Origin of the sequence: Delftia sp. ASV31, from assembly GCF_016428765.1 — a bacterium.
Classification (GTDB): Bacteria; Pseudomonadota; Gammaproteobacteria; order Burkholderiales; family Burkholderiaceae_C; genus Comamonas; species Comamonas acidovorans.
Genome location: NZ_JAELTK010000096.1, coordinates 1 through 19932 on the forward strand (window position 1 = coordinate 1; position 19932 = coordinate 19932).

The window sequence follows — 19932 nt, forward strand, 5'->3', positions numbered from 1 at the left end:
GAGCGCACCGAGAACATCGGCGCCCGCCGCCTGTCCACCGTGCTCGAGCGCCTGCTGGACGAGGTCAGCTTCGACGCGGCCAATCTGTCGGGCCAGACCATCTCCATCGACGCGGCCTACGTGGACCAGCGTCTGCAGTCCCTGAGCCAGGACGAAGACCTCTCGCGCTTCATCCTCTGAAACGGGCCGGCTGCCGCGCAGCCGCCACCGAAGTGACTGCCCGCATTGCCGGGCAGTCACTTTTTGTAGGAGGGTTGCCCGAGTTGCAACCGGTCGCCGGCGAATTGAATCGTTGCAATTGCGTGCAGGCTTTGAGAGATCACTTGCAGTCAGTCCTCTAAGTACTTGTAAAGCCAGGGATTTTTGTCACCACTCACATTGCATTCGGCTTCTAAGTTGTTGATTTCATTGCAAATAATTGTTCATTCCCGGGTTGTGAAACACCAAATTGCTGCTACAGTGCAAAAAAGTGCAATTAAGTGGTGAAAGTTGCCTTTGTGCCCCGATTTCCGGGACGCGATGGCTCCAACCGACCGGGGTGACTGACCGTGTTTCAAGGGGCGTCCTCGCTGAATCTCGATGGAAAGGGGCGGCTGTCTGTGCCGACCCGGCATCGTGACGCCCTTGTGGCCATGGCCCAGGGCCAGGTCACCCTCACCAAACATCCCCACGGTTGCCTGATGCTGTTCCCGCGCACGGAGTGGCTGCAGTTTCGCGAGCGGATCGCGCAGCTGCCCATGTCGGCGCAGTGGTGGAAGCGCATCTTCCTGGGTAACGCCATGGACGTGGACATGGATGCCACCGGCCGCGTGCTGGTGTCGCCCGAGCTGCGTGAAGCCGTGGGTCTGACCAAGGAGGTCGTGCTGCTGGGCATGGGTAACCATTTCGAGCTGTGGGACAAGGCCACTTATGAGGCACATGAAGCGAAGGCCATGCAGGAGGAAATGCCTGCGGCCTTCCAGGATTTTGCTTTCTAGGAAAGAGGCGTTTTCTTGAATCAGCCGTTGCAACACATCACCGTTTTGCTCGACGAGGCCGTCGATGCGCTGCTGGACGGCGCCGCACAGCCCGTTGCCGGGCAATGGGTGGACGCGACCTTCGGGCGAGGCGGGCATTCCCGGCGCATCCTGCAGCGGCTGGGGCCGGATGGGGCCTTGCTGGCGTTCGACAAGGACCCGGACGCGATCGAAGAGGCAGCGCGCATCACCGATGCGCGTTTTTCGATTCGGCACGAAGGGTTTCGCCACCTCAGCGAGCTGCCGGCCGGCAGCGTGCAGGGCGTGCTGATGGACCTGGGCGTGAGCTCTCCCCAGATCGACAACCCCGAGCGTGGCTTCAGCTTCCGCTTCGAGGGTCCGCTGGACATGCGCATGGACACCACGCGCGGCCAGAGCGTGGCGGACTGGCTGGCGGAAGCCGATGCCCAGCAGATTGCGGAGGTGATACGTGACTACGGCGAAGAACGGTTTGCTGGCCCCATTGCAAAGGCGATTGTTGCTCGGCGCGAAAGCCAGGGGCCCCTTCGCAACACCGCGGAGCTTGCCGAGCTCGTGGCTGGCGCGGTCCGGACCCGCGAGGCTGGGCAGAACCCAGCGACACGCACATTCCAGGCTCTTCGGATTTTCATCAATGCCGAGCTTGAAGAGCTCGAACAGGCGCTAGAGGCCAGCCTGCGCGTGCTGGCGCCGGGCGGACGTCTGGTGGTGATCAGCTTCCACTCGCTGGAGGACCGCATCGTCAAGCAGTTCATCGCCAAGCACTCCAAGGAAGTCTATGACCGGCGCGCACCCTTTGCCGTGCCCACGCCCATGCGGCTTGAAGCGCTGGGCCGCATCAAGCCCAGCGAGGCCGAGGTCGCCGCCAATGCGCGCTCGCGCTCGGCCGTGATGCGTGTGGCCCGCCGCACCGGGGTGCCTGTATGAAGCGCATGCACCGTCTGGCGCAAGAGGAGGGCGTGGCATGCTGCGCCTGAACCTCGTGCTGCTGCTGGCGGTGATGGCCAGCGCCATCTTCCTGGTGCACAACCAGTATGAATCGCGCCGCCTGTTCACCGAACTGGACCGCGCCGTGGCCGAGTCGCGCCGCCTGGCCACCGAGCAGCAGCGCCTGCAGGTGGAAAAGCGCGCCCAGGCCACGCCACAGCGCATCGAGGTCATGGCGCGCGAGCGCCTGCAGATGAAGCCGGCCACGCCGGCCATCGCCCAGTACGTCAATGACGATGCGCGCACCGGAGTGGCTCCATGACGCGCAGCGTGCTCTATACCTCCAGCCCCTTGCTGGCGTCCAAGACACCCCTGTGGCGCAGCAAGATGATCGTGGCCATGCTGGGCCTGGGCTTTGTCGGCCTGGGCGCGCGCGCAGCCTACGTGCAGGTGTTCGGCAACGACTTCTTCCAGCGCCAGGGCCAGGTGCGCTTTGCGCGCACGCTGGAGCTGCCGGCCAACCGCGGCCGCCTGCTGGACCGCAATGGATTGATCCTGGCCTCCAGCGTGCCGGCCGCCAGCATCTGGGCCATTCCCGAAGATGTCGAGCAGGACGACCCCGAGGTCAAGGCCAAGCTCAAGCAGCTGGCCGCGCTCATGGAGATGCCGCTGCCAGCGCTGATGGAAAAGCTGGCCGACGAGGACAAGACCTTCGTCTGGATCAAGCGCCAGCTCGACTGGGACGTCGGCCAGCAGATCCATGCCCTCAACATCAAGGGCATCTACCAGCGCAAGGAATACAAGCGCCAGTACCCGGAAGGCGAATCGGCCGCCCACATCGTGGGCTTCACCAATGTGGAAGACCATGGCCAGGAAGGCATGGAGCTGGCCTTCGACAAGGAGCTCGGCGGCAAGCCCGGCTCGCGCCGCGTGATCAAGGACCGCCTGGGCCGCGTGGTCGAGGGCGTGGGCGAGGAAGTGCCGCCGCAGGACGGCCGCGACATCCAGCTGTCCGTGGACAGCAAGGTCCAGTACTTCGCCTACCAGAAGCTCAAGGAGCAGGTCATCGCGCACAAGGCCAAGGCGGGCAGCGTGGTGGTCATGGATGCGCACACCGGCGAATTGCTGGCCCTGGCCAACTACCCCAGCTACGTGCCCGACAAGCGCAAGAACCTGACGGGCGAGCAGCTGCGCAACCGCGCCATCACCGACACCTTCGAGCCCGGCTCGACCATGAAGCCCATCACCATCGGCCTGGCGCTGGAGTCGGGCCGCTTCAAGCCGGAAACGCCCATCGACACCACGCCGGGCCGCGTCAACGTCACGGGCTCGACGATTTCCGACACCCACAACTACGGCCTGCTCACCGTGGCCGGCGTGATCCAGAAGTCCAGCAACGTGGGCACGACCAAGATCGCGCTGCAGATGCCGGCCAAGGAAATGTGGGAAACCTTCTCGGCCGTGGGCTTCGGCCAGAAGCCGCAGATCTCCTTCCCCGGCGCCGCCAGCGGTCGCCTGCGTCCCTACAAGACCTGGAGGCCGGTGGAGCAGGCCACCATGGGCTATGGCTACGGCCTGTCCGCCAGCCTGCTGCAGATGACGCGCAGCTACACCGTCTTTGCCAACGGCGGGCGCGTGATCCCGGCCACCATGGTCAAGACCGACGAGCCGCCCGTGGGCGTGCCCGTGTTCTCTCCGCGCACGGCCAATGAAGTGCGCAAGATGCTGGCCCTGGCGGCCGGCCCCGGCGGCACGGGCCAGCGCGCCCAGACCATCGGCTACTCGGTGGGCGGCAAGTCGGGCACGGCCCGCAAGCAGCAGGGCAAGGGCTATGCCGCCGGCAAGTACCGCGCCTGGTTCACGGGCATGGCGCCCATCGAGAACCCGCGCATCATCGTCGCCGTAATGGTGGACGAGCCCAGTGCCGGCACCATCTACGGCGGCACCGTGGCGGCACCCGTGTTCAGCGAAGTGGTGCAGCAGACGCTGCGCCTGATGGGCGTGCAGCCCGATATGGAAGTCAAGCCCTTGATCGTCGCCAACCCCGTGGAGGAGCCCTCGCTATGAGTTCCTCCCAAGCCCTGCGGGTGCTGTCCACGGCCACCGAGGCTGTCCAATGGCTGGCCGCCCGCCTGCAAGGCAGCGGCACGCTGCAGACCGACAGTCGCAAGGTCCGGCCCGGCGACGCCTTCATCGCCTGGCCCGGCGCGGCCACCGATGGCCGCGCCCATGTGGCCTCGGCCCTGGAGCGCGGTGCCATGGCCTGCCTGGTCGAAGCGCAGGGTGTCGAAGCCTTCGGTTTTTGCGGCGAGCACATCGCGGCGCTGCCCGGCCTCAAGGCCGCCACGGGCCTGATCGCCGACCAGTGGTTCCAGCATCCCAGCGCCCAGATCGACGTGCTGGCCGTGACCGGCACCAATGGCAAGACCACCACCGCCTGGTGGCTGGCGCACGCGCTGGCCCAGGTGAAGCTGCAGGAACGCAGCGGCTGCGCCCTGGTGGGCACGCTGGGCGTGGGCATTCCGCCCGCCATGAAATCCACGGGCATGACCACGCCCGACCCGGTGCGGCTGCAGCGCGCGTTCCGCGAGTACGCCGATGCGGGCCTGGCGGCCTGCGCCATCGAGGCCTCGTCCATCGGCATCGTCGAGCACCGGCTGGACGGCACGCGCATCCGCGTGGCGCTGTTCACCAATTTCACGCAGGACCACCTCGACTACCACGGCAGCATGCAGGCCTACTGGGATGCCAAGGCCGCGCTGTTCGACTGGCCCGGCCTGCAGGCCGCCGTCGTCAACGTGGACGACGCGCATGGCGCACGCCTGTGGGCCACGCTGCAGTCGCGCAAGCAGCCTGCCGCGCTCGACGTCTGGAGCATTTCCATCGAAGGCGCGGCGCGCCTGCAGGCCAAGGACATTGCGCTGGGTGCCGAGGGCCTGAGCTTCACCGTGATAGAGGCAGGCCACAGCCTGCGCATGCACACGCGCATGGTGGGCCAGTACAACGTATCCAACCTGCTGGGCGTGCTGGCCGCGCTGCGCTGCCTGGGCCTGTCCCTGGATCAGGCCGTTGCGGCCTGCGCCCACCTGGAGCCAGTGCCCGGCCGCATGCAGCAGATCGTCCAGCCCGGCCAGCCGCTGGTGGCCGTGGACTACGCCCACACGCCCGATGCGCTGGACAAGGCCCTGCGCGCCCTGCGCCCGGCCGCCGAGCAGCGCCGTGGCCGGCTGTGGTGCGTGTTCGGCTGCGGCGGCGACCGCGATGCCACCAAGCGGCCGCTCATGGGGCAGGCCGCCCAGAAGAATGCCGACTGTGTGCTGGTCACCAGCGACAACCCGCGCAGCGAAGTGCCCGACCGCATCATCGACCAGATCCTGGCCGGCATGCAGCCGGGCGAGAACCTGCAGTCCCAGGCCGATCGCGCAGCGGCCATCGCCCAGGCGATTGCGCACGCCAGCGAACGCGACGTGGTGCTGATCGCCGGCAAGGGACATGAGGACTACCAGGAGACGGCGGGCCAGCGCCATCCGTTCTCCGACATGGCCGAGGCGCACAAGGCGCTGGCGGCCCGCGAAGGAAAGAAGCGGTCATGATGACCTTGCAACAAGCGCTGGAGCTGATCCAGTCGCATATCCCCCAGGCACGGCTGGTCGGCAACGGCCAGGCCGTGCTCACGCGCGTGCACACCGACACCCGCACGCTGCAGGCCGGGGATCTGTTCGTCGCCTTGAAGGGCGAGCGTTTCGATGCCAACCAGTTCCTGGCCCAGGCCCGCGAGGCCGGCGCTGCCGCAGCCCTGGCCCATGGCGGCCTGGAGGCCGCAGGCCTGTCCGGCATCGAGGTGCCCGATTCGCTGGCCGCCCTGGGCGCGCTGGCCACGGCCTGGCGCGCGCGCTTTGCGCTGCCGCTGATTGCCGTCACCGGCAGCAACGGCAAGACCACGGTCACGCAGATGGTGGCCTCCATCCTGCGCGCCCATGCGGGCGAGGCGGCCTTGGCCACGCGCGGCAACTTCAACAACTCCATCGGCCTGCCGCTGAGCCTGATGCGCATGACCGCCCAGCACCGCGTGGCCGTGCTGGAGATGGGCATGAACCATCCCGGCGAGATTGCCGAGCTGGCCGCCATCGGCCAGCCCACGGTGGCCCTGGTCAACAACGCGCAGCGCGAGCACCAGGAATTCATGCACACGGTCGAGGCCGTGGCGCGCGAGAACGGCAGCGTGCTGCTGTCCCTGCCCGCCGACGGCGTGGCCGTGTTCCCGGCCGGCGACACCTACACGCCGCTGTGGCGCGAGCTGGCCGCTGCGCGCCAATGCCTGCTGTTCGGCGAGTCTGCCGATGGCGCCCAGGTCCATGCGCGCGATGCGCTGTGGCTGGGCGATGCCTGGCAGTTCACCCTGGTCACGCCCGAGGGCGAGGCCCCGGTGCGCCTGCACATTGCCGGCCGCCATAACGTGCGCAATGCGCTGGCCGCTGCGGCCTGCGCCCAGGCAGCCGGTGTGCCGCTGGCCGACATTGCACGCGGCCTGAGCGTGTTCGAGCCCGTGCAGGGCCGCTCGCGCGCACTGGGCGTTTCGGTGCAGGGCCGCACGGTCACCGTGATCGACGACAGCTACAACGCCAATCCCGACTCGGTGGCCGCGGCCATCGAGGTGCTGCGCGAACTGCCCGCTCCCCAGCTGCTGGTGCTGGGCGACATGGGCGAGGTCGGCGACCAGGGGCCGCAATTCCATGCCGAGGCTGGCGCGCTGGCGCGCAGCCTGGGCATTGCCCGGCTGTTCACGCTGGGCGCGCAAAGCACATCCGCCGCCACCGCATTCGGTGCAGGTGCGCGGCATTTCGAAGACATGGCCTCGCTGCAGCAGGCAGCCTGTGCCGCGCTGCCCGAGGTGGGCAGCATTCTGGTCAAGGGTTCGAGGTTCATGAAGATGGAGCAGGTGGTTCAGGCGGTCGAGGCGGCCGGCAAGGATGACGGTTGCAAGAAGGAGGCCGCATGCTGCTGATGCTGTCCCAATGGCTGCAGGGCCTGTCCCCCGAGTTCGGCTTTCTGCGCGTCTTCCAGTACCTCACGATGCGCGCCGTGATGGCCGCGCTCACGGCCCTGGTCATCGGGCTGCTGGCCGGGCCGCGCCTGATCCGCATGCTGACCTCGCTCAAGATCGGTCAGCCCGTGCGCGGCTACGGCATGGAGACCCATCTGGCCAAGAGCGGCACGCCCACCATGGGCGGGGCGCTGATCCTGCTGTCCATTGCCGTTTCCACGCTGCTGTGGTTCGACCTGTCCAACCGCTTCGTCTGGATCGTGCTGCTGGTCACGCTGGGCTTTGGCACCATCGGCTGGGTGGACGACTGGCGCAAGGTGGTCAACAAGGACCCCGAAGGCATGCGCTCGGGCGAGAAGTATTTCTGGCAGTCCGTCATCGGCCTGCTGGCCGCGCTGTACCTGGTGTTCTGCATTTCTGAGAACTCCAATGCCCAGGTCTTCGAGCTGTTCGTCACCTGGGTGCAGTCCGGCTTTGCGCTGGACCTGCCGCCCAAGGCGGGCCTGCTCGTGCCTTTCTTCAAGGAAGTCAGCTACCCGCTGGGCGTGCTGGGCTTCGTGATCATGACCTACCTGGTCATCGTGGGCGCCAGCAATGCCGTGAACCTGACCGACGGGCTGGACGGCCTGGCCATCATGCCCGTGATCATGGTGGGCTCGGCCCTGGGCATCTTCGCCTACGTCACCGGCAATGCCGGCTACGCCAAGTACCTGCTGTTCCCGCACATCCCGGGTTCGGGCGAGCTGCTGGTGTACTGCGCGGCCATGGCCGGCGCGGGCTTGGCCTTCCTCTGGTTCAACGCCCACCCGGCCCAGGTGTTCATGGGCGACGTGGGTGCGCTGGCGCTGGGCGCCTCGCTGGGCACCATTGCCGTCATCGTGCGCCAGGAAATCGTGCTGGCCATCATGGGCGGCATCTTCGTGGTGGAGGCGCTGTCGGTGATGCTGCAGGTCACCTGGTTCAAGTTCACCAAGAAGCGCTATGGCCAGGGACGCCGCCTGCTCAAGATGGCGCCGCTGCACCACCACTTCGAAAAGAGTGGCTGGAAGGAGACCCAGGTCGTGATCCGCTTCTGGATCATCACCATGCTGCTGTGCCTGCTGGGCCTGTCCACGCTGAAGCTGAGGTGAGTGCATGAACACCGAAGACTTCAAGACCGACCTCCACGCACTGCCGGCCACCGAGCCCGCCGTGCCGGCGTCCCCTGCCGAGCTTGTCGAGCTGGCGGACCCGGCCGGAATGCCGGGCCTCGCTCCCGAGGGGCAGGTGGTTGCGGACCCGGTCCTGGACGATTCACCGGCTCCCGTGCCAGTTGGCGACGGCGAGGCGGAGCCTCCGGCCGCCGAGGTACCGCAGGTGCCTGTGGCCCTGACCGAGCCCGTGCCCGACATCGCCACGCTGACGGCGGCCAAGGATGCTGCGGCCTTCGTGGCCCAGATCTTTGCGGACCCCAGCATCTCCGACTCGTCCGATGCCGAGGTCACGCCCCTTGCCGCCGAAGAGGCGGTTGAATCCGAACAGGTGCTGCCGCCCGTGGCTGCCGGCTGGCCCGGCGAGCAGGTCCAGCACCTGCAGGGCCAGCGCGTGCTCGTGCTGGGTCTGGGCGCCTCGGGCCTGGCCATGGCACGCTGGTGCGTGCGCTGCGGCGCCGAAGTCATCGTGGCCGATACGCGCCAGGCACCGCCCCAGCTGCAGCAGCTGTCCACCGAATTGCCCCAGGTGCGCTTCGTGCCCGGCGAGTTCACGGCGCAGCTGGTGGACGGCCAGAGCCTGGGCCTGGTCTACCGCTCGCCCGGCCTGAGCCCGGCCGCCGTGGCGCCCGTGGTCGATACGGCGCGCGCCCAGGGCCTGCCCGTGGGCGGCGAGCTCGATCTCTTCGCCATGGCGCTCAAGGCCCTGGCCGCGGCCCATGGCTACCGTCCCACGGTGCTGGGCATCACCGGGACCAACGGCAAGACCACGGTCACCTCGCTGACCGGCCAACTGCTGGAGCATGCGGGCCTGCGCGTGGCCGTGGCCGGCAATATCGGCCCCACGCTGCTGGACACGCTGACCCAGGCCATCGATGCCGAAACGCTGCCCCAGGCCTGGGTGCTGGAGCTGTCCAGCTTCCAGCTCGATGGCGTGCAGATGTTCGAGCCCACGGCCGCCGCCGTGCTCAACATCACCCAGGACCATCTGGACTGGCACGGCAGCCTGCGCGCCTATGCCGATGCCAAGGCCTGCATCTTCGGCAGCAGCGGCACCATGGTGCTCAACCGCGAAGACCCCGAGGTCATGCGCATGCTGCCGGCGCCCGTGGTGCCGCCGGGCAAGCGCCAAAAGCCCCAGCAGCGCGCCCACATCACCTTCGGCGGCGACATGCCGCGCCGCCCCGGCGACTTCGGCCTGGAAGTGGTCAGCGGCATGACGTGGCTGGTGCGCGCCCACGAGGCCGACGAAACCGCCAAGGGCAAGAACGCCGAAGACCTGTACATCCAGCGCCTCATGCCTGCCGACGCACTGCGCATCCGCGGCCGGCACAACGCCATCAACGCCCTGTCCGCCCTGGCCCTGGCCAGCGCGGGCGGTTGCACGCTGGCGCCGCTGCTCTATGGACTGCGTGAGTACCGGGGAGAGCCGCACCGCGTCCAGCCCATTGGCCGCGTCAACGGCGTGGAGTACTACGACGACAGCAAGGGCACGAACGTGGGCGCCACCGTGGCCGCGCTGTCCGGCCTGGGACCTGACCACCGCATCGTGGTCATCCTGGGTGGCGATGGCAAGGGCCAGGATTTCTCCCCGCTGGTCGCGCCCGTGTCGCGCCATGTGCGCACGGCCGTGCTGATCGGCCGCGACGCCGGCCGCATCCGCGCCGCCCTGCAGGACTGCGGCGTGCCCCTGGTCGATGCCACCACCATGGCCGACGCCGTGGAGCTGGCCGCCTCGCGCGCCCATGAGGGCGATGCCGTGCTGCTGTCGCCCGCCTGTGCCAGCCTGGACATGTTCCGCAACTACGAGGACCGGGCCCACCAGTTCGTCGATGCCGTGCGCGCGCTGGCGCTGGATGCCGGGCATGAACTCGGAGGTGCTGCATGACCGCCGTATCGCAGGTCCTGGGCCGCATGCGCTCCTGGTTCGGAGGTGCGCAGGAGAAGGCCATCGACGTGCTGCCCGTGCGCCTGGGGGGACCCCAGTACCACCGGCCCACGCAGACGCCTGCCAGCGTGCTCGGCCTGGACCAGGCCCTGATCTGGGTGGTCATAGGCCTGCTGGCCTGGAGCCTGATCATGGTGTATTCGGCGTCGATCGCCATGCCGGACAACCCGCGCTTCGGCAAGATCGCGCCCACCCATTTCCTGATGCGCCATGCCATGTCCATCGGCATGGCCTTCGTCGGCGCGCTGCTGGCCTTCCAGGTGTCCATGGCCACCTGGGAGCGCATGGCGCGCAAGCTCTTCCTGGTGTCCCTGGTCCTGCTGGTGGCCGTGCTGATCCCGCACGTGGGCACCGTGGTCAACGGCGCGCGGCGCTGGCTGTCGCTGGGCATCATGAATTTCCAGCCGTCCGAACTGGCCAAGTTCGCCGTGCTCATCTATGCGGCCGACTACATGGTGCGCAAGATGGAGGTCAAGGAGCGCTTCTTCCGCGCCGTGCTGCCCATGGGGCTGGCCGTGGTGCTGGTCGGCGTGCTGCTGCTGGCCGAGCCCGACATGGGCGCCTTCATGGTGATCGTGGTGATCGCCATGGGCATCCTGTTCCTGGGCGGCGTGAATGCGCGCATGTTCTTCCTGATCGCGGCCCTGGTGGTTCTGGCCTTCGTGCTCATCATCGCCACCTCCGAATGGCGGCGCGAGCGCATCTTTGCCTACCTCAATCCCTGGGATGAAAAGCACGCCCTGGGCAAGGGCTACCAGCTGTCGCATGCGCTGATCGCCATCGGTCGCGGCGAGATCTTCGGCGTGGGCCTGGGCCGCAGCGTCGAGAAGCTGCACTGGCTGCCCGAGGCGCACACCGACTTCCTGCTGGCCGTGATCGGCGAGGAATTCGGCCTGGTCGGCGTGCTCTTGATCGCCGTCACCTTCCTGTGGCTGACGCGCCGCATCATGCTCATAGGGCGGCAGGCCATTGCGCTGGACCGGGTGTTCTCCGGGCTGGTGGCCGAGGGCATTGCGATCTGGATGGGTTTCCAGGCCTTCATCAACATGGGCGTGAACCTGGGCGCGCTGCCGACCAAGGGGCTGACGCTGCCCCTGATGAGTTTCGGCGGCTCGGCCATTTTGATGAATCTGATAGCGATAGCGGTGGTGTTAAGGGTGGACTACGAGAACAAGTTGCTGATGAAGGGAGGGCATGCATGACACAGCAGCCCATCTCCCAAGGCACGCAACGCCAGCGCACGGCCCTGATCATGGCCGGCGGCACGGGCGGACATATCTTCCCGGGCCTGGCCGTGGCCCAGGCCCTGCGCGAGCGCGGCTGGAACGTGCGCTGGCTGGGCGCGCCCGGCTCCATGGAGTCGCGCATCGTGCCCGCCCAGGGTTTCCCGCTGGAGACCATCGAGTTCTCGGGCGTGCGCGGCAAGGGCATCATGACCCTGGCCTTTTTGCCCATGCGCCTGCTGCGTGCCTTCTGGCAGGCGCTCGCCGTGGTGCGCCGCGTCAAGCCCGACGTGGTGGTCGGTCTGGGTGGCTACATCAGCTTCCCCGGTGGAATGATGGCCGTGCTGGCCGGCAAGCCCCTGGTGCTGCATGAGCAGAACTCCGTGGCCGGCATGGCCAACAAGGTGCTGGCCAGCGTCTCCCACCGCATCTTCACCGCCTTCCCCAACGTATTCCCCAAGGGCCGCTGGGTCGGCAACCCCTTGCGCCAGGCCTTCACCGAGCAGCCCGCGCCCGAGCAGCGCTTTGCGGGCCGCAGCGGTCCGCTGCGCCTGCTGGTGGTGGGTGGCAGCCTGGGCGCCAAGGCGCTCAACGAGATCGTGCCCCAGGCGCTGGCCCTGATTCCTGCCGATGTGCGGCCCGTCGTGCTGCACCAAAGCGGCGCCGCGCAGATCGATGCCCTGCGCGCCAACTATGCCGCCGCAGGCGTCGCGGCCGAGCTCACGCCCTTCATCGACGACACGGCGCGCGCCTTTGCCGAGGCCGATGTCATCGTCTGCCGCGCCGGTGCCAGCACGGTCACCGAGATCGCGGCCGTGGGCGCCGCAGCCATCTATGTGCCCTTCCCGTCCGCCGTGGACGACCACCAGACCACGAACGCGCGTTTCCTGGTCGATGCCGGTGGTGGATGGTTGATGCAACAAAGCGCACTGACTGCCCAAAGCCTGGCCGAAATGCTACAAAATATGCAGCGTGCGACGCTGCTGGAGCGCGCTGGAAAAGCCAAGAAAATGCAAAAGACCGATGCCACCGCCGAGGTGGTCGCCGCCTGTGAGGAACTGGCCGCATGAAGCACGCCATTCATCACATCCATTTCGTCGGCATCGGCGGCGCCGGAATGAGCGGCATCGCCGAGGTGCTGCACAACCTGGGTTACGCCATCTCGGGCTCGGACCTGTCCGACAGCGCCACGCTGCGCCGGCTCGCCGGCCTGGGCATCGCCACCCACGTCGGCCATGCGGCCGCGCACATCGAGGGGGCTGACGCCGTCGTCACCTCCACCGCCGTGCAGTCCGACAATCCCGAGGTGCTGGCCGCGCGCGAACGCAAGATCCCCGTCGTGCCGCGTGCGCTCATGCTGGCCGAGCTCATGCGCTTCAAGCAGGGCATCGCCATCGCGGGTGCCCACGGCAAGACCACGACCACCAGCCTGGTGACCAGCGTGCTGGCCGAGGCCGGGCTGGACCCGACCTTCGTCATCGGCGGCAAGCTCAACAGCGCGGGCGCCAACGCCAAGCTGGGCCAGGGCGACTACATCGTGGTCGAGGCCGACGAGTCCGATGCATCCTTCCTGAACCTGCTGCCCGTGATGGCCGTCGTCACCAACATCGACGCCGACCACATGGAAACCTACGGCCATGACTTCGGCCGGCTCAAGGGCGCCTTCGTCGATTTCCTGCACCGCATGCCGTTCTACGGCCGCGCCATCGTCTGCGTGGACAGCCCGGCCGTGCGCGAGATCCTGCCCCAGGTGGCCCGCCCCGTGACCACCTACGGCTTTGCCGAGGACGCACAGGTGCGCGCCCTCAACGTGCGCGCCGAAGCTGGCAGCATGCATTTCACGGTGCGCCGCAGCAACGGCCAGAGCTATCCCGACCTGGACGTGGTGCTGAGCCTGCCGGGCGAGCACAACGTGCTCAACGCCCTGTCGGCCGTGGCCGTGGCCATGGAGCTGGAGATCTCCGACGACGCGCTGCTGCGTGCCTTCGAAAGCTTCAAGGGCGTGGGCCGGCGCTTCCAGCGCTATGGCGAACTGGCGACTGCCGACGGCGGCAGCTTCACCGTCATCGACGACTATGGCCACCACCCCGTCGAGATGGCGGCCACGCTGGCCGCTGCGCGCGGCGCCTTCCCGGGCCGTCGCCTGGTGCTGGCATTCCAGCCGCACCGCTACAGCCGCACGCGCGACTGCTTCGAGGATTTCGTCAAGGTCATCGGCCTGGCCGACGCCGTGCTGCTGACCGAGGTCTATGCGGCCGGCGAGGCGCCCGTGGTGGCGGCCGACGGCCGCTCGCTGACACGCGCCCTGCGCGTGGCCGGCCGTGTCGAGCCGGTGTTTGTGGAAAACGTTGCCGAGCTGCCTGCGGCCATTGCCGTCAATGCACGCGATGGCGACGTGTTGTTGTGCATGGGGGCAGGCTCGATTGGCGCCGTGCCCGGAAAGTTGGTTGAAATGCTTCAGAAACAAGAGCTGCAGGCGCAGCAGGGAGCTGTGCAATGAGCAGCTTCGGCACCCAGATCGATGTCAAGGCCCTGGGCAAGGTGGCCGTGCTGTTGGGCGGCCGCTCGGCCGAGCGCGAAGTCTCGCTGATGTCGGGCACGGGCGTGCTCAAGGCCCTGCTGTCGCATGGCGTGGACGCCCATGCCTTCGACCCCGCCGAGCGTGACCTGGGCGAGTTGAAGAAGGAGGGGTTCGACCGCTGCTTCATCGCGCTGCACGGCCGCTACGGCGAAGACGGCACGGTGCAGGGTGCGCTGGAGCTGCTGGGCATCCCGTACACGGGCCCCGGCGTGATGGCCTCGAGCATCGCCATGGACAAGATCATGACCAAGCGCATCTGGCGCTTCGAGGGCCTGCCCACGCCGGACTGGCGCCTGGTCGCCAGCGCAGGCGAGACGCGCGCCGCGCTGCAGGCGCTGGGCGCGCCCATGATCGTCAAGCCCTCGCGCGAGGGCTCGACCATCGGCCTGACCAAGGTCTGGACGGCCGAGGAATGCGAGCAGGCCTATGTGCTGGCCTCCCGCTACGACCCCGAAGTGCTCTGCGAAGAGTTCATCGAGGGCGACGAGACCACCTGCCCCGTGCTCGGCACGGGCGAGGGCGCCCATGCGCTGCCCGTGATCCGCATCGTCGCCCCCGAAGGCAACTACGACTACCAGAACAAGTACTTCACCGACGACACCAAGTACCACTGCCCCAGCGGACTGCCTGCCGAGGAAGAGGCCGAGATCCGGCGCATCGTCGTGCTGGCCTTCCGCACGCTGGGCTGCCGCGGCTGGTCGCGCGCCGACATCATGATCCGCGCCAGCGATCGCAAGCCCTTCCTGCTGGAGATCAACACCTCGCCGGGTATGACGGGCCACTCGCTGGTGCCCATGTCGGCCCGCGCCATCGGTGTCAGCTACGAGAACCTCTGCCTGGGCATCCTGGCCAGCGCCGCGCTGGACGCCGCGCAACCGGAGCAGGAGCACGCATGAGCTACTCCCTGCCGGCCCCCTTCGACGTCAAGCTCATGAACGTGACCGCCACGGTCCTGTTCGTGGGCGTGGCTGCGCTGGGGCTGGCAGCGGTGAGCTGGTGGGCACTGCGCCACCCGGCCTTCAACATCGGCCGCATCGTGGTCGAGGGCGAGCTGGTGCACAACAACACGGTGACGCTGCGCGCCAACGTGGCGCCCGTGCTCACGGGCAACTTCTTCACCGTGGACCTCAAGGGGGCCAAGGCGGCATTCGAGCAGGTGCCCTGGGTGCGCGAGGCGCAGGTGCGCCGCGACTATCCCAACAGCCTGCGCGTCATCCTGCACGAGCATGTGGCCGAGGCCTTCTGGGGGCCCGATTCGGGCACCGGCCTGATCAACAGCTTTGGCGAGGTCTTCGAGGCCAACCTGGGCGAGCTCGACCGCGACGGCCTGCCGCGCCTGCAGGGCCCCGAGGACAGCGCCCCGCAGATGCTGCAGATGTACCGGCTGCTGGTGCCGGCGCTGGGGCCGCTGGATGTGGAGATCGACGGGCTCACGCTCAATGCGCGCGGAAGCTGGCAGCTCAGGCTGGCCAATGATGCACAGATCGAACTGGGTGGCGGCAGCGTGGAAGCCGTGCTGCAGCGCGTGCAGCGCTTCGTGCGCACGCTGCCCCAGATCACGACCCAATACAAGCGCAAGGCCGACGCCATCGAGTCGGCCGACCTGCGCTACGAAGACGGATATGCGCTGAGGCTGCGCGGTGTGACCACCGGCACTGCCAAGGCGCCGGCTGCAGTGCGTCCCCGACGCTGAAGACGAGGGAGGAAAGACCTATGTACACGCACACCATGCAGCGACACAGCGACAGGACAGAACCAACCGGGGGCGGATGCTGATATGGCAAGAGAATACAAAGATGTGATCGTCGGACTGGACATCGGCACGGCCAAGGTCATGGTCGTGGTCGCCGAGGTCCTGTACAACGGCGAACTCAAGCTCGCCGGCCTCGGCGTGGCCCCGAGCAACGGACTCAAGCGGGGCGTGGTGGTGAACATCGACGCCACCGTGCAGAGCATCCAGCAGGCCTTGAAAGAGGCCGAGCTGATGGCCGACTGCAAGATCCAGCGCGTGTGCACCGGCATCACCGGCAGCCACATCCGCGGCCTGAACTCCAGCGGCATGGTGGCCATCAAGGACAAGGAAGTCACGGCCACCGATGTGGCGCGGGTGATGGAGACGGCCAAGGCCATCAACATCTCCTCGGACCAGCGGCTGCTGCTGGTCGAGCCGCAGGAATTCGTGATCGACGGCCAGGAAGTGCGCGAGCCCATCGGCATGAGCGGCATCCGCCTGGAGGCCAAGATCCACATCGTCACGGGCGCGCAGAGCGCGGCCGAGAACATCATCAAGTGCGTGCGCCGCTGCGGCCTGGAGGTCGAGCAGCTGCTGCTCAACCCGCTGGCATCGAGCCAGGCCGTGCTCACCGACGACGAGCGCGAGCTGGGCGTGGCCGTGGTCGATATCGGCGCGGGCGCCACCGACGTGGCCATCTTCACGGGCGGCGCCATCCGGCACACGGCCGTCATCCCGATCGCGGGCGACCTGATCACCAGCGACATCGCCATGGCGCTGCGCACGCCGACCAAGGACGCCGAGGACATCAAGGTCGAAAGCGGCTATGCCAAGCAACTGCTGGCCGACCCCGATGCCCAGGTCGAAGTGCCGGGCCTGGGCGACCGCAGCCCGCGCATGATCAGCAAGCAGGCGCTGGCCGGCGTGATCGAGCCGCGCGTGGAAGAGATCTTTTCTTTGGTGCAGCAGGTGGTGCGCGATTCCGGCTACGAGGAAGTTCTGTCCTCGGGCATCGTGCTGACCGGCGGCAGCGCCGTCATGCCGGGCATGGTGGAACTGGGCGAGGACATCTTCCTCAAGCCCGTGCGCCGCGGCATCCCCAAGTATTCGAGCGCTCTGGCAGACATGGTGGCCCAACCCCGCGCCGCCACCGTGATGGGATTGCTCGAAGAGGCCCGCCTGGCTCGCCTGCGCGGTTTCAAGGTGGCACAAAAGAGTGGGTCGATGAAGACCGCTTTTGGCCGTTTCAAAGACTTCATCGTGGGGAACTTTTGATATGTGCTTTCATCGACTGCGCATTACCGGCCCGCCCACCGGCTTCCGAATACCGGACAGAAGACAGAATTTTCCCCAGACGGTGGTGACCACTTACAGAGAGCTACAGGAGAACCAACATGCCCATCGACATGATTGAAGTTGAAGAGTTCAACCAGGGTACGCAGATCAAGGTGATCGGCGTTGGCGGCGGCGGCGGCAATGCCGTCGAGCACATGATTGCGCGCAACGTGCAGGGTGTGGAATTCGTCTGCGCCAACACCGACGCGCAGGCGCTGCTGCGCAGCAGCGCCCACCGCACCATCCAGCTCGGTGGCAGCGGCCTGGGCGCGGGCAGCAAGCCCGACAAGGGCCGCGAGGCTGCCGAAATGGCCGAGGACGACATCCGCACCGCCATCGAAGGCGCGCACATGCTGTTCATCACGGCCGGCATGGGCGGCGGCACGGGCACGGGCGCTGCGCCCGTGATCGCGCGCGTGGCCAAGGAAATGGGCATTCTCACCGTGGGCGTGGTCACCAAGCCCTTCGAGTGGGAAGGCGGCCGACGCATGGCCAACGCCGACAGCGGCCTCAACGAGCTCGAAGCCAATGTCGATTCGCTGATCGTCGTGCTCAACGAGAAGCTGCTGGACGTGCTGGGTGACGACATCTCCCAGGACGAGGCCTTTGCCCATGCCAACGACGTTCTCAAGAACGCCGTGGGCGGCATTGCCGAGATCATCAACGAGTACGGCCATGTGAACGTCGACTTCGAAGACGTGCGCACCGTCATGGGCGAGCCCGGCAAGGCCATGATGGGCACGGCCAAGGCCGCCGGCCCCGACCGCGCGCGCATCGCCGCCGAGCAGGCCGTGGCCTGCCCGCTGCTGGAAGGCATCGACCTGTCGGGCGCCAAGGGCGTGCTGGTGCTGGTCACGGCCGCCAAGGGCAGCCTCAAGCTGTCCGAGTCGCGCCTGGCCATGAGCACCATCAATGCCTACGCCTCGCCCGATGCGCACGTGATCTACGGCGCCGCCTACGACGACACCCTGGGCGACGAGATCCGCGTCACCGTGGTCGCCACAGGCCTGTCGCGCCCCAGCGCACGCCGCCAGAACATGCAGGTGGTGCAGGGCGGTCTGCGCACCGGTACCGACAACATGAGCTACCAGCTGCCCTCGGCCTCCATGGGCGCCGCCACGGCAGCCGGCGGCCTGGTCGGCGGTGCCGCTGGCGGCGCCGACTATGCCAACAACATGTCGGTCCCCAGCGTCTGGCGTACCAACCGCACGCAGGCCGCTGCCCGCGTCGATGCCCTGGCCTCCGGCGGCATGGACGATCTGGAAATCCCGGCCTTCCTGCGCAAGCAGGCTGACTGAGCAGCGGCCCATACGGTCGCTGCATAGCCGTGATAGCGAAAGCCGTGCCAGGGCCATGCCCTGCGCACGGCCGCTGCGTTCTAAAATAGCCGGATGCTCCAACAACGCACCATCAAGACGATCACCCGTGCCGTTGGCGTGGGCCTGCACAGCGGCCAGCGCGTCGAGTTGACGCTGCGACCCGCGCAGCCCGACACCGGCATCGTGTTCCGTCGCGTGGACCTGCCGGAGCCTGTGGACATCCCGATCTCGGCCGAAGCCGTCACCGACACGCGCATGGCCTCCACCATCGGCACCGGCGGCGCCAAGGTGCATACCGTGGAGCACCTGATGTCGGCCATTGCCGGTCTCGGGCTCGACAACATCTATATAGACATCACCGCCGAGGAAGTGCCCATCCTCGACGGCTCCTCCGCCTCCTTCGTGTTCCTGCTGCAAAGCGCGGGCATCGAGCTGCAAAAGGCTCCCAAGCGCTTCATCCGCGTCATCCGCCCCGTCGAGGTGCGCGAGGGCGAGGGCCAGAACCTCAAGTGGGCGCGCTTCGACCCCTACCACGGCTTCAAGCTGCGCTTCGAGATCGACTTCGCCCATCCGGCCGTGGACTCCACGGGCCAGTGCGTGGAGTTCGACATGGGCGAGGACAACTACACGCGCGACATCGCACGCGCGCGCACCTTCGGCTTCACCAAGGACGTGGAAATGCTGCGCAGCCATGGCCTGGCGCTGGGCGGCGGCATGGACAACGCCATCGTCATGGACGACTACAAGGTGCTCAACAGCGACGGCCTGCGCTACGACGACGAGTTCGCCAAGCACAAGATCCTCGACGCCATCGGCGACCTGTACCTGATCGGCAGGCCGCTGCTGGCCGCCTACAGCGCCTTCCGCTCGGGCCACGGCATGAACAACCAGTTGCTGCGTGCCCTGCTGGCCCAGCCCGACGCCTGGGAACTGGTCAGCTTCGACAGCGAGCGCCAGGCACCCAAGGGCTTCGCCCAGCCCGCGCGGGCCTGGTGAGGCGAGCGCCGCCATGCTGATCTTCCGCTGGCTGGCCACCCTGCTGCTGCTGGCCTCGGCCGTCTCCTTCGCGTTCTACCTGGGCACGGGCCGGCCGCACTACAAGCGCTGGGGCTTCATCATCCTCAAGTGGACCGTGATTGCCGGCGTGACCTTCTTCGCCGTGCTGTTCTTTGGACGCATCGTCTGAGACCTTGAGCGGATTCCAGGCTTCAGCTACTCGGCAGGGCTTGGTGAAAACACCCAGACCGTAGTACGCGTGGGGCTCAATAGGATATATCTGATCTTTTTCTTCATATTTTCAGAGCTGTCCTATTTATCGATTCTCATGAATCTTTTAGCTTTTTGGTACCTGGCGGGCGCTTGTGGCAAGTGCCTGCCGGGGCAAAAAATGCTAAAGGAGACTTCATGCATATCAGCTGTATTACCCGAGAACAGGCTCATCCTGTCTCTTATACACATCTGACGCTGCCGACGAAATGCGAACAGTGTAGATCTCGGTGGTGGCGGGGTGGGTGTAGGGGGGGGGGGGGGGGGGGGGGGGGGGGGGGGGGGGGGGGGGGGGGGGGGGGGGGGGGGGGGGGGGGGGGGGGGGGGGGGGGGGGGGGGGGGGGGGGGGGGGGGGGGGGGGGGGGGGGGGGG

At 67.4% G+C, this 19932-nt stretch carries 18 protein-coding genes and 1 pseudogene; 18 read left to right on the forward strand and 1 reads right to left on the reverse strand.

Annotation, left to right across the window (positions count from 1 at the left end):
• The 18 genes and pseudogenes from hslU to JHD82_RS24925 form a co-directional block, all read left to right on the forward strand.
• Positions 1 to 180, forward strand: a pseudogene (hslU, locus tag JHD82_RS24840) (HslU--HslV peptidase ATPase subunit); the annotation flags it as partial.
• A gap of 368 nt (positions 181 to 548) precedes the next feature.
• Positions 549 to 977 (forward strand): division/cell wall cluster transcriptional repressor MraZ, encoded by a 429-nt coding sequence (mraZ, locus tag JHD82_RS24845; protein WP_012203391.1) that lies wholly within the window; start codon positions 549 to 551, stop codon positions 975 to 977.
• A 15-nt stretch (positions 978 to 992) separates the two neighbouring features.
• A complete protein-coding gene (gene rsmH, locus JHD82_RS24850; RefSeq protein WP_199139357.1) occupies positions 993 to 1922 on the forward strand; it encodes a 16S rRNA (cytosine(1402)-N(4))-methyltransferase RsmH in 930 nt (309 codons plus the stop codon).
• Between the two features lie 37 nt (positions 1923 to 1959).
• Complete coding sequence (ftsL, locus tag JHD82_RS24855) at positions 1960 to 2244, forward strand: cell division protein FtsL (RefSeq protein ID WP_012203393.1); 285 nt, start codon at positions 1960 to 1962, stop codon at positions 2242 to 2244.
• Positions 2241 to 3989 (forward strand): penicillin-binding protein 2, encoded by a 1749-nt coding sequence (locus tag JHD82_RS24860; protein WP_013804112.1) that lies wholly within the window; start codon positions 2241 to 2243, stop codon positions 3987 to 3989. Before ftsL ends, JHD82_RS24860 begins: the two co-directional genes overlap by 4 nt.
• Positions 3986 to 5515, forward strand: coding sequence for a UDP-N-acetylmuramoyl-L-alanyl-D-glutamate--2,6-diaminopimelate ligase (locus JHD82_RS24865; protein ID WP_199139359.1), 1530 nt, complete (start codon positions 3986 to 3988; stop codon positions 5513 to 5515). The genes JHD82_RS24860 and JHD82_RS24865 overlap by 4 nt, the downstream gene beginning before the upstream one ends.
• Positions 5512 to 6927 carry a UDP-N-acetylmuramoyl-tripeptide--D-alanyl-D-alanine ligase gene (murF, locus tag JHD82_RS24870; protein WP_013804110.1) on the forward strand — a complete coding sequence of 472 codons (1416 nt, stop codon included), beginning with the start codon at positions 5512 to 5514 and terminating at the stop codon, positions 6925 to 6927. The genes JHD82_RS24865 and murF overlap by 4 nt, the downstream gene beginning before the upstream one ends.
• Positions 6918 to 8096, forward strand: a complete 1179-nt coding sequence (gene mraY, locus JHD82_RS24875; protein ID WP_012203397.1) for a phospho-N-acetylmuramoyl-pentapeptide-transferase — start codon at positions 6918 to 6920, stop codon at positions 8094 to 8096. Before murF ends, mraY begins: the two co-directional genes overlap by 10 nt.
• A gap of 4 nt (positions 8097 to 8100) precedes the next feature.
• Positions 8101 to 10044 carry a UDP-N-acetylmuramoyl-L-alanine--D-glutamate ligase gene (gene murD / locus JHD82_RS24880; RefSeq protein ID WP_199139361.1) on the forward strand — a complete coding sequence of 648 codons (1944 nt, stop codon included), beginning with the start codon at positions 8101 to 8103 and terminating at the stop codon, positions 10042 to 10044.
• Positions 10041 to 11306 carry a putative lipid II flippase FtsW gene (gene ftsW, locus JHD82_RS24885; RefSeq protein WP_012203399.1) on the forward strand — a complete coding sequence of 422 codons (1266 nt, stop codon included), beginning with the start codon at positions 10041 to 10043 and terminating at the stop codon, positions 11304 to 11306. The genes murD and ftsW overlap by 4 nt, the downstream gene beginning before the upstream one ends.
• Positions 11303 to 12397 carry an undecaprenyldiphospho-muramoylpentapeptide beta-N-acetylglucosaminyltransferase gene (gene murG, locus JHD82_RS24890; RefSeq protein ID WP_012203400.1) on the forward strand — a complete coding sequence of 365 codons (1095 nt, stop codon included), beginning with the start codon at positions 11303 to 11305 and terminating at the stop codon, positions 12395 to 12397. Before ftsW ends, murG begins: the two co-directional genes overlap by 4 nt.
• Entirely contained in the window at positions 12394 to 13827 is a 1434-nt protein-coding gene (murC, locus tag JHD82_RS24895) for a UDP-N-acetylmuramate--L-alanine ligase (protein WP_013804106.1), read from the forward strand. The genes murG and murC overlap by 4 nt, the downstream gene beginning before the upstream one ends.
• The gene (locus JHD82_RS24900) at positions 13824 to 14804 is read left to right on the forward strand and encodes a D-alanine--D-alanine ligase (RefSeq protein WP_063327219.1); all 981 of its coding nucleotides are present in this window, start codon (positions 13824 to 13826) and stop codon (positions 14802 to 14804) included. Before murC ends, JHD82_RS24900 begins: the two co-directional genes overlap by 4 nt.
• On the forward strand, positions 14801 to 15601 hold the full coding sequence (locus tag JHD82_RS24905; protein WP_013804104.1) for a cell division protein FtsQ/DivIB: 801 nt from the start codon (positions 14801 to 14803) through the stop codon (positions 15599 to 15601). The genes JHD82_RS24900 and JHD82_RS24905 overlap by 4 nt, the downstream gene beginning before the upstream one ends.
• Before the next feature lie 84 nt (positions 15602 to 15685).
• Positions 15686 to 16915: a cell division protein FtsA gene (gene ftsA, locus JHD82_RS24910; RefSeq protein WP_012203404.1), complete on the forward strand. Its 1230-nt coding sequence runs from the start codon at positions 15686 to 15688 to the stop codon at positions 16913 to 16915.
• 119 nt (positions 16916 to 17034) lie between these two features.
• Positions 17035 to 18273 (forward strand): cell division protein FtsZ, encoded by a 1239-nt coding sequence (gene ftsZ / locus JHD82_RS24915; protein ID WP_012203405.1) that lies wholly within the window; start codon positions 17035 to 17037, stop codon positions 18271 to 18273.
• Positions 18274 to 18366: 93 nt separating this feature from the next.
• Positions 18367 to 19290 carry a UDP-3-O-acyl-N-acetylglucosamine deacetylase gene (gene lpxC / locus JHD82_RS24920; RefSeq protein ID WP_012203406.1) on the forward strand — a complete coding sequence of 308 codons (924 nt, stop codon included), beginning with the start codon at positions 18367 to 18369 and terminating at the stop codon, positions 19288 to 19290.
• A 13-nt stretch (positions 19291 to 19303) separates the two neighbouring features.
• On the forward strand, positions 19304 to 19480 hold the full coding sequence (locus JHD82_RS24925; protein ID WP_012203407.1) for a hypothetical protein: 177 nt from the start codon (positions 19304 to 19306) through the stop codon (positions 19478 to 19480).
• Positions 19481 to 19714: 234 nt separating this feature from the next.
• Here JHD82_RS24925 and JHD82_RS24930 read toward each other — a convergent pair.
• On the reverse strand, positions 19715 to 19932 hold a 218-nt coding region (locus JHD82_RS24930), incomplete at its 5' end, for a hypothetical protein (RefSeq protein WP_199139364.1).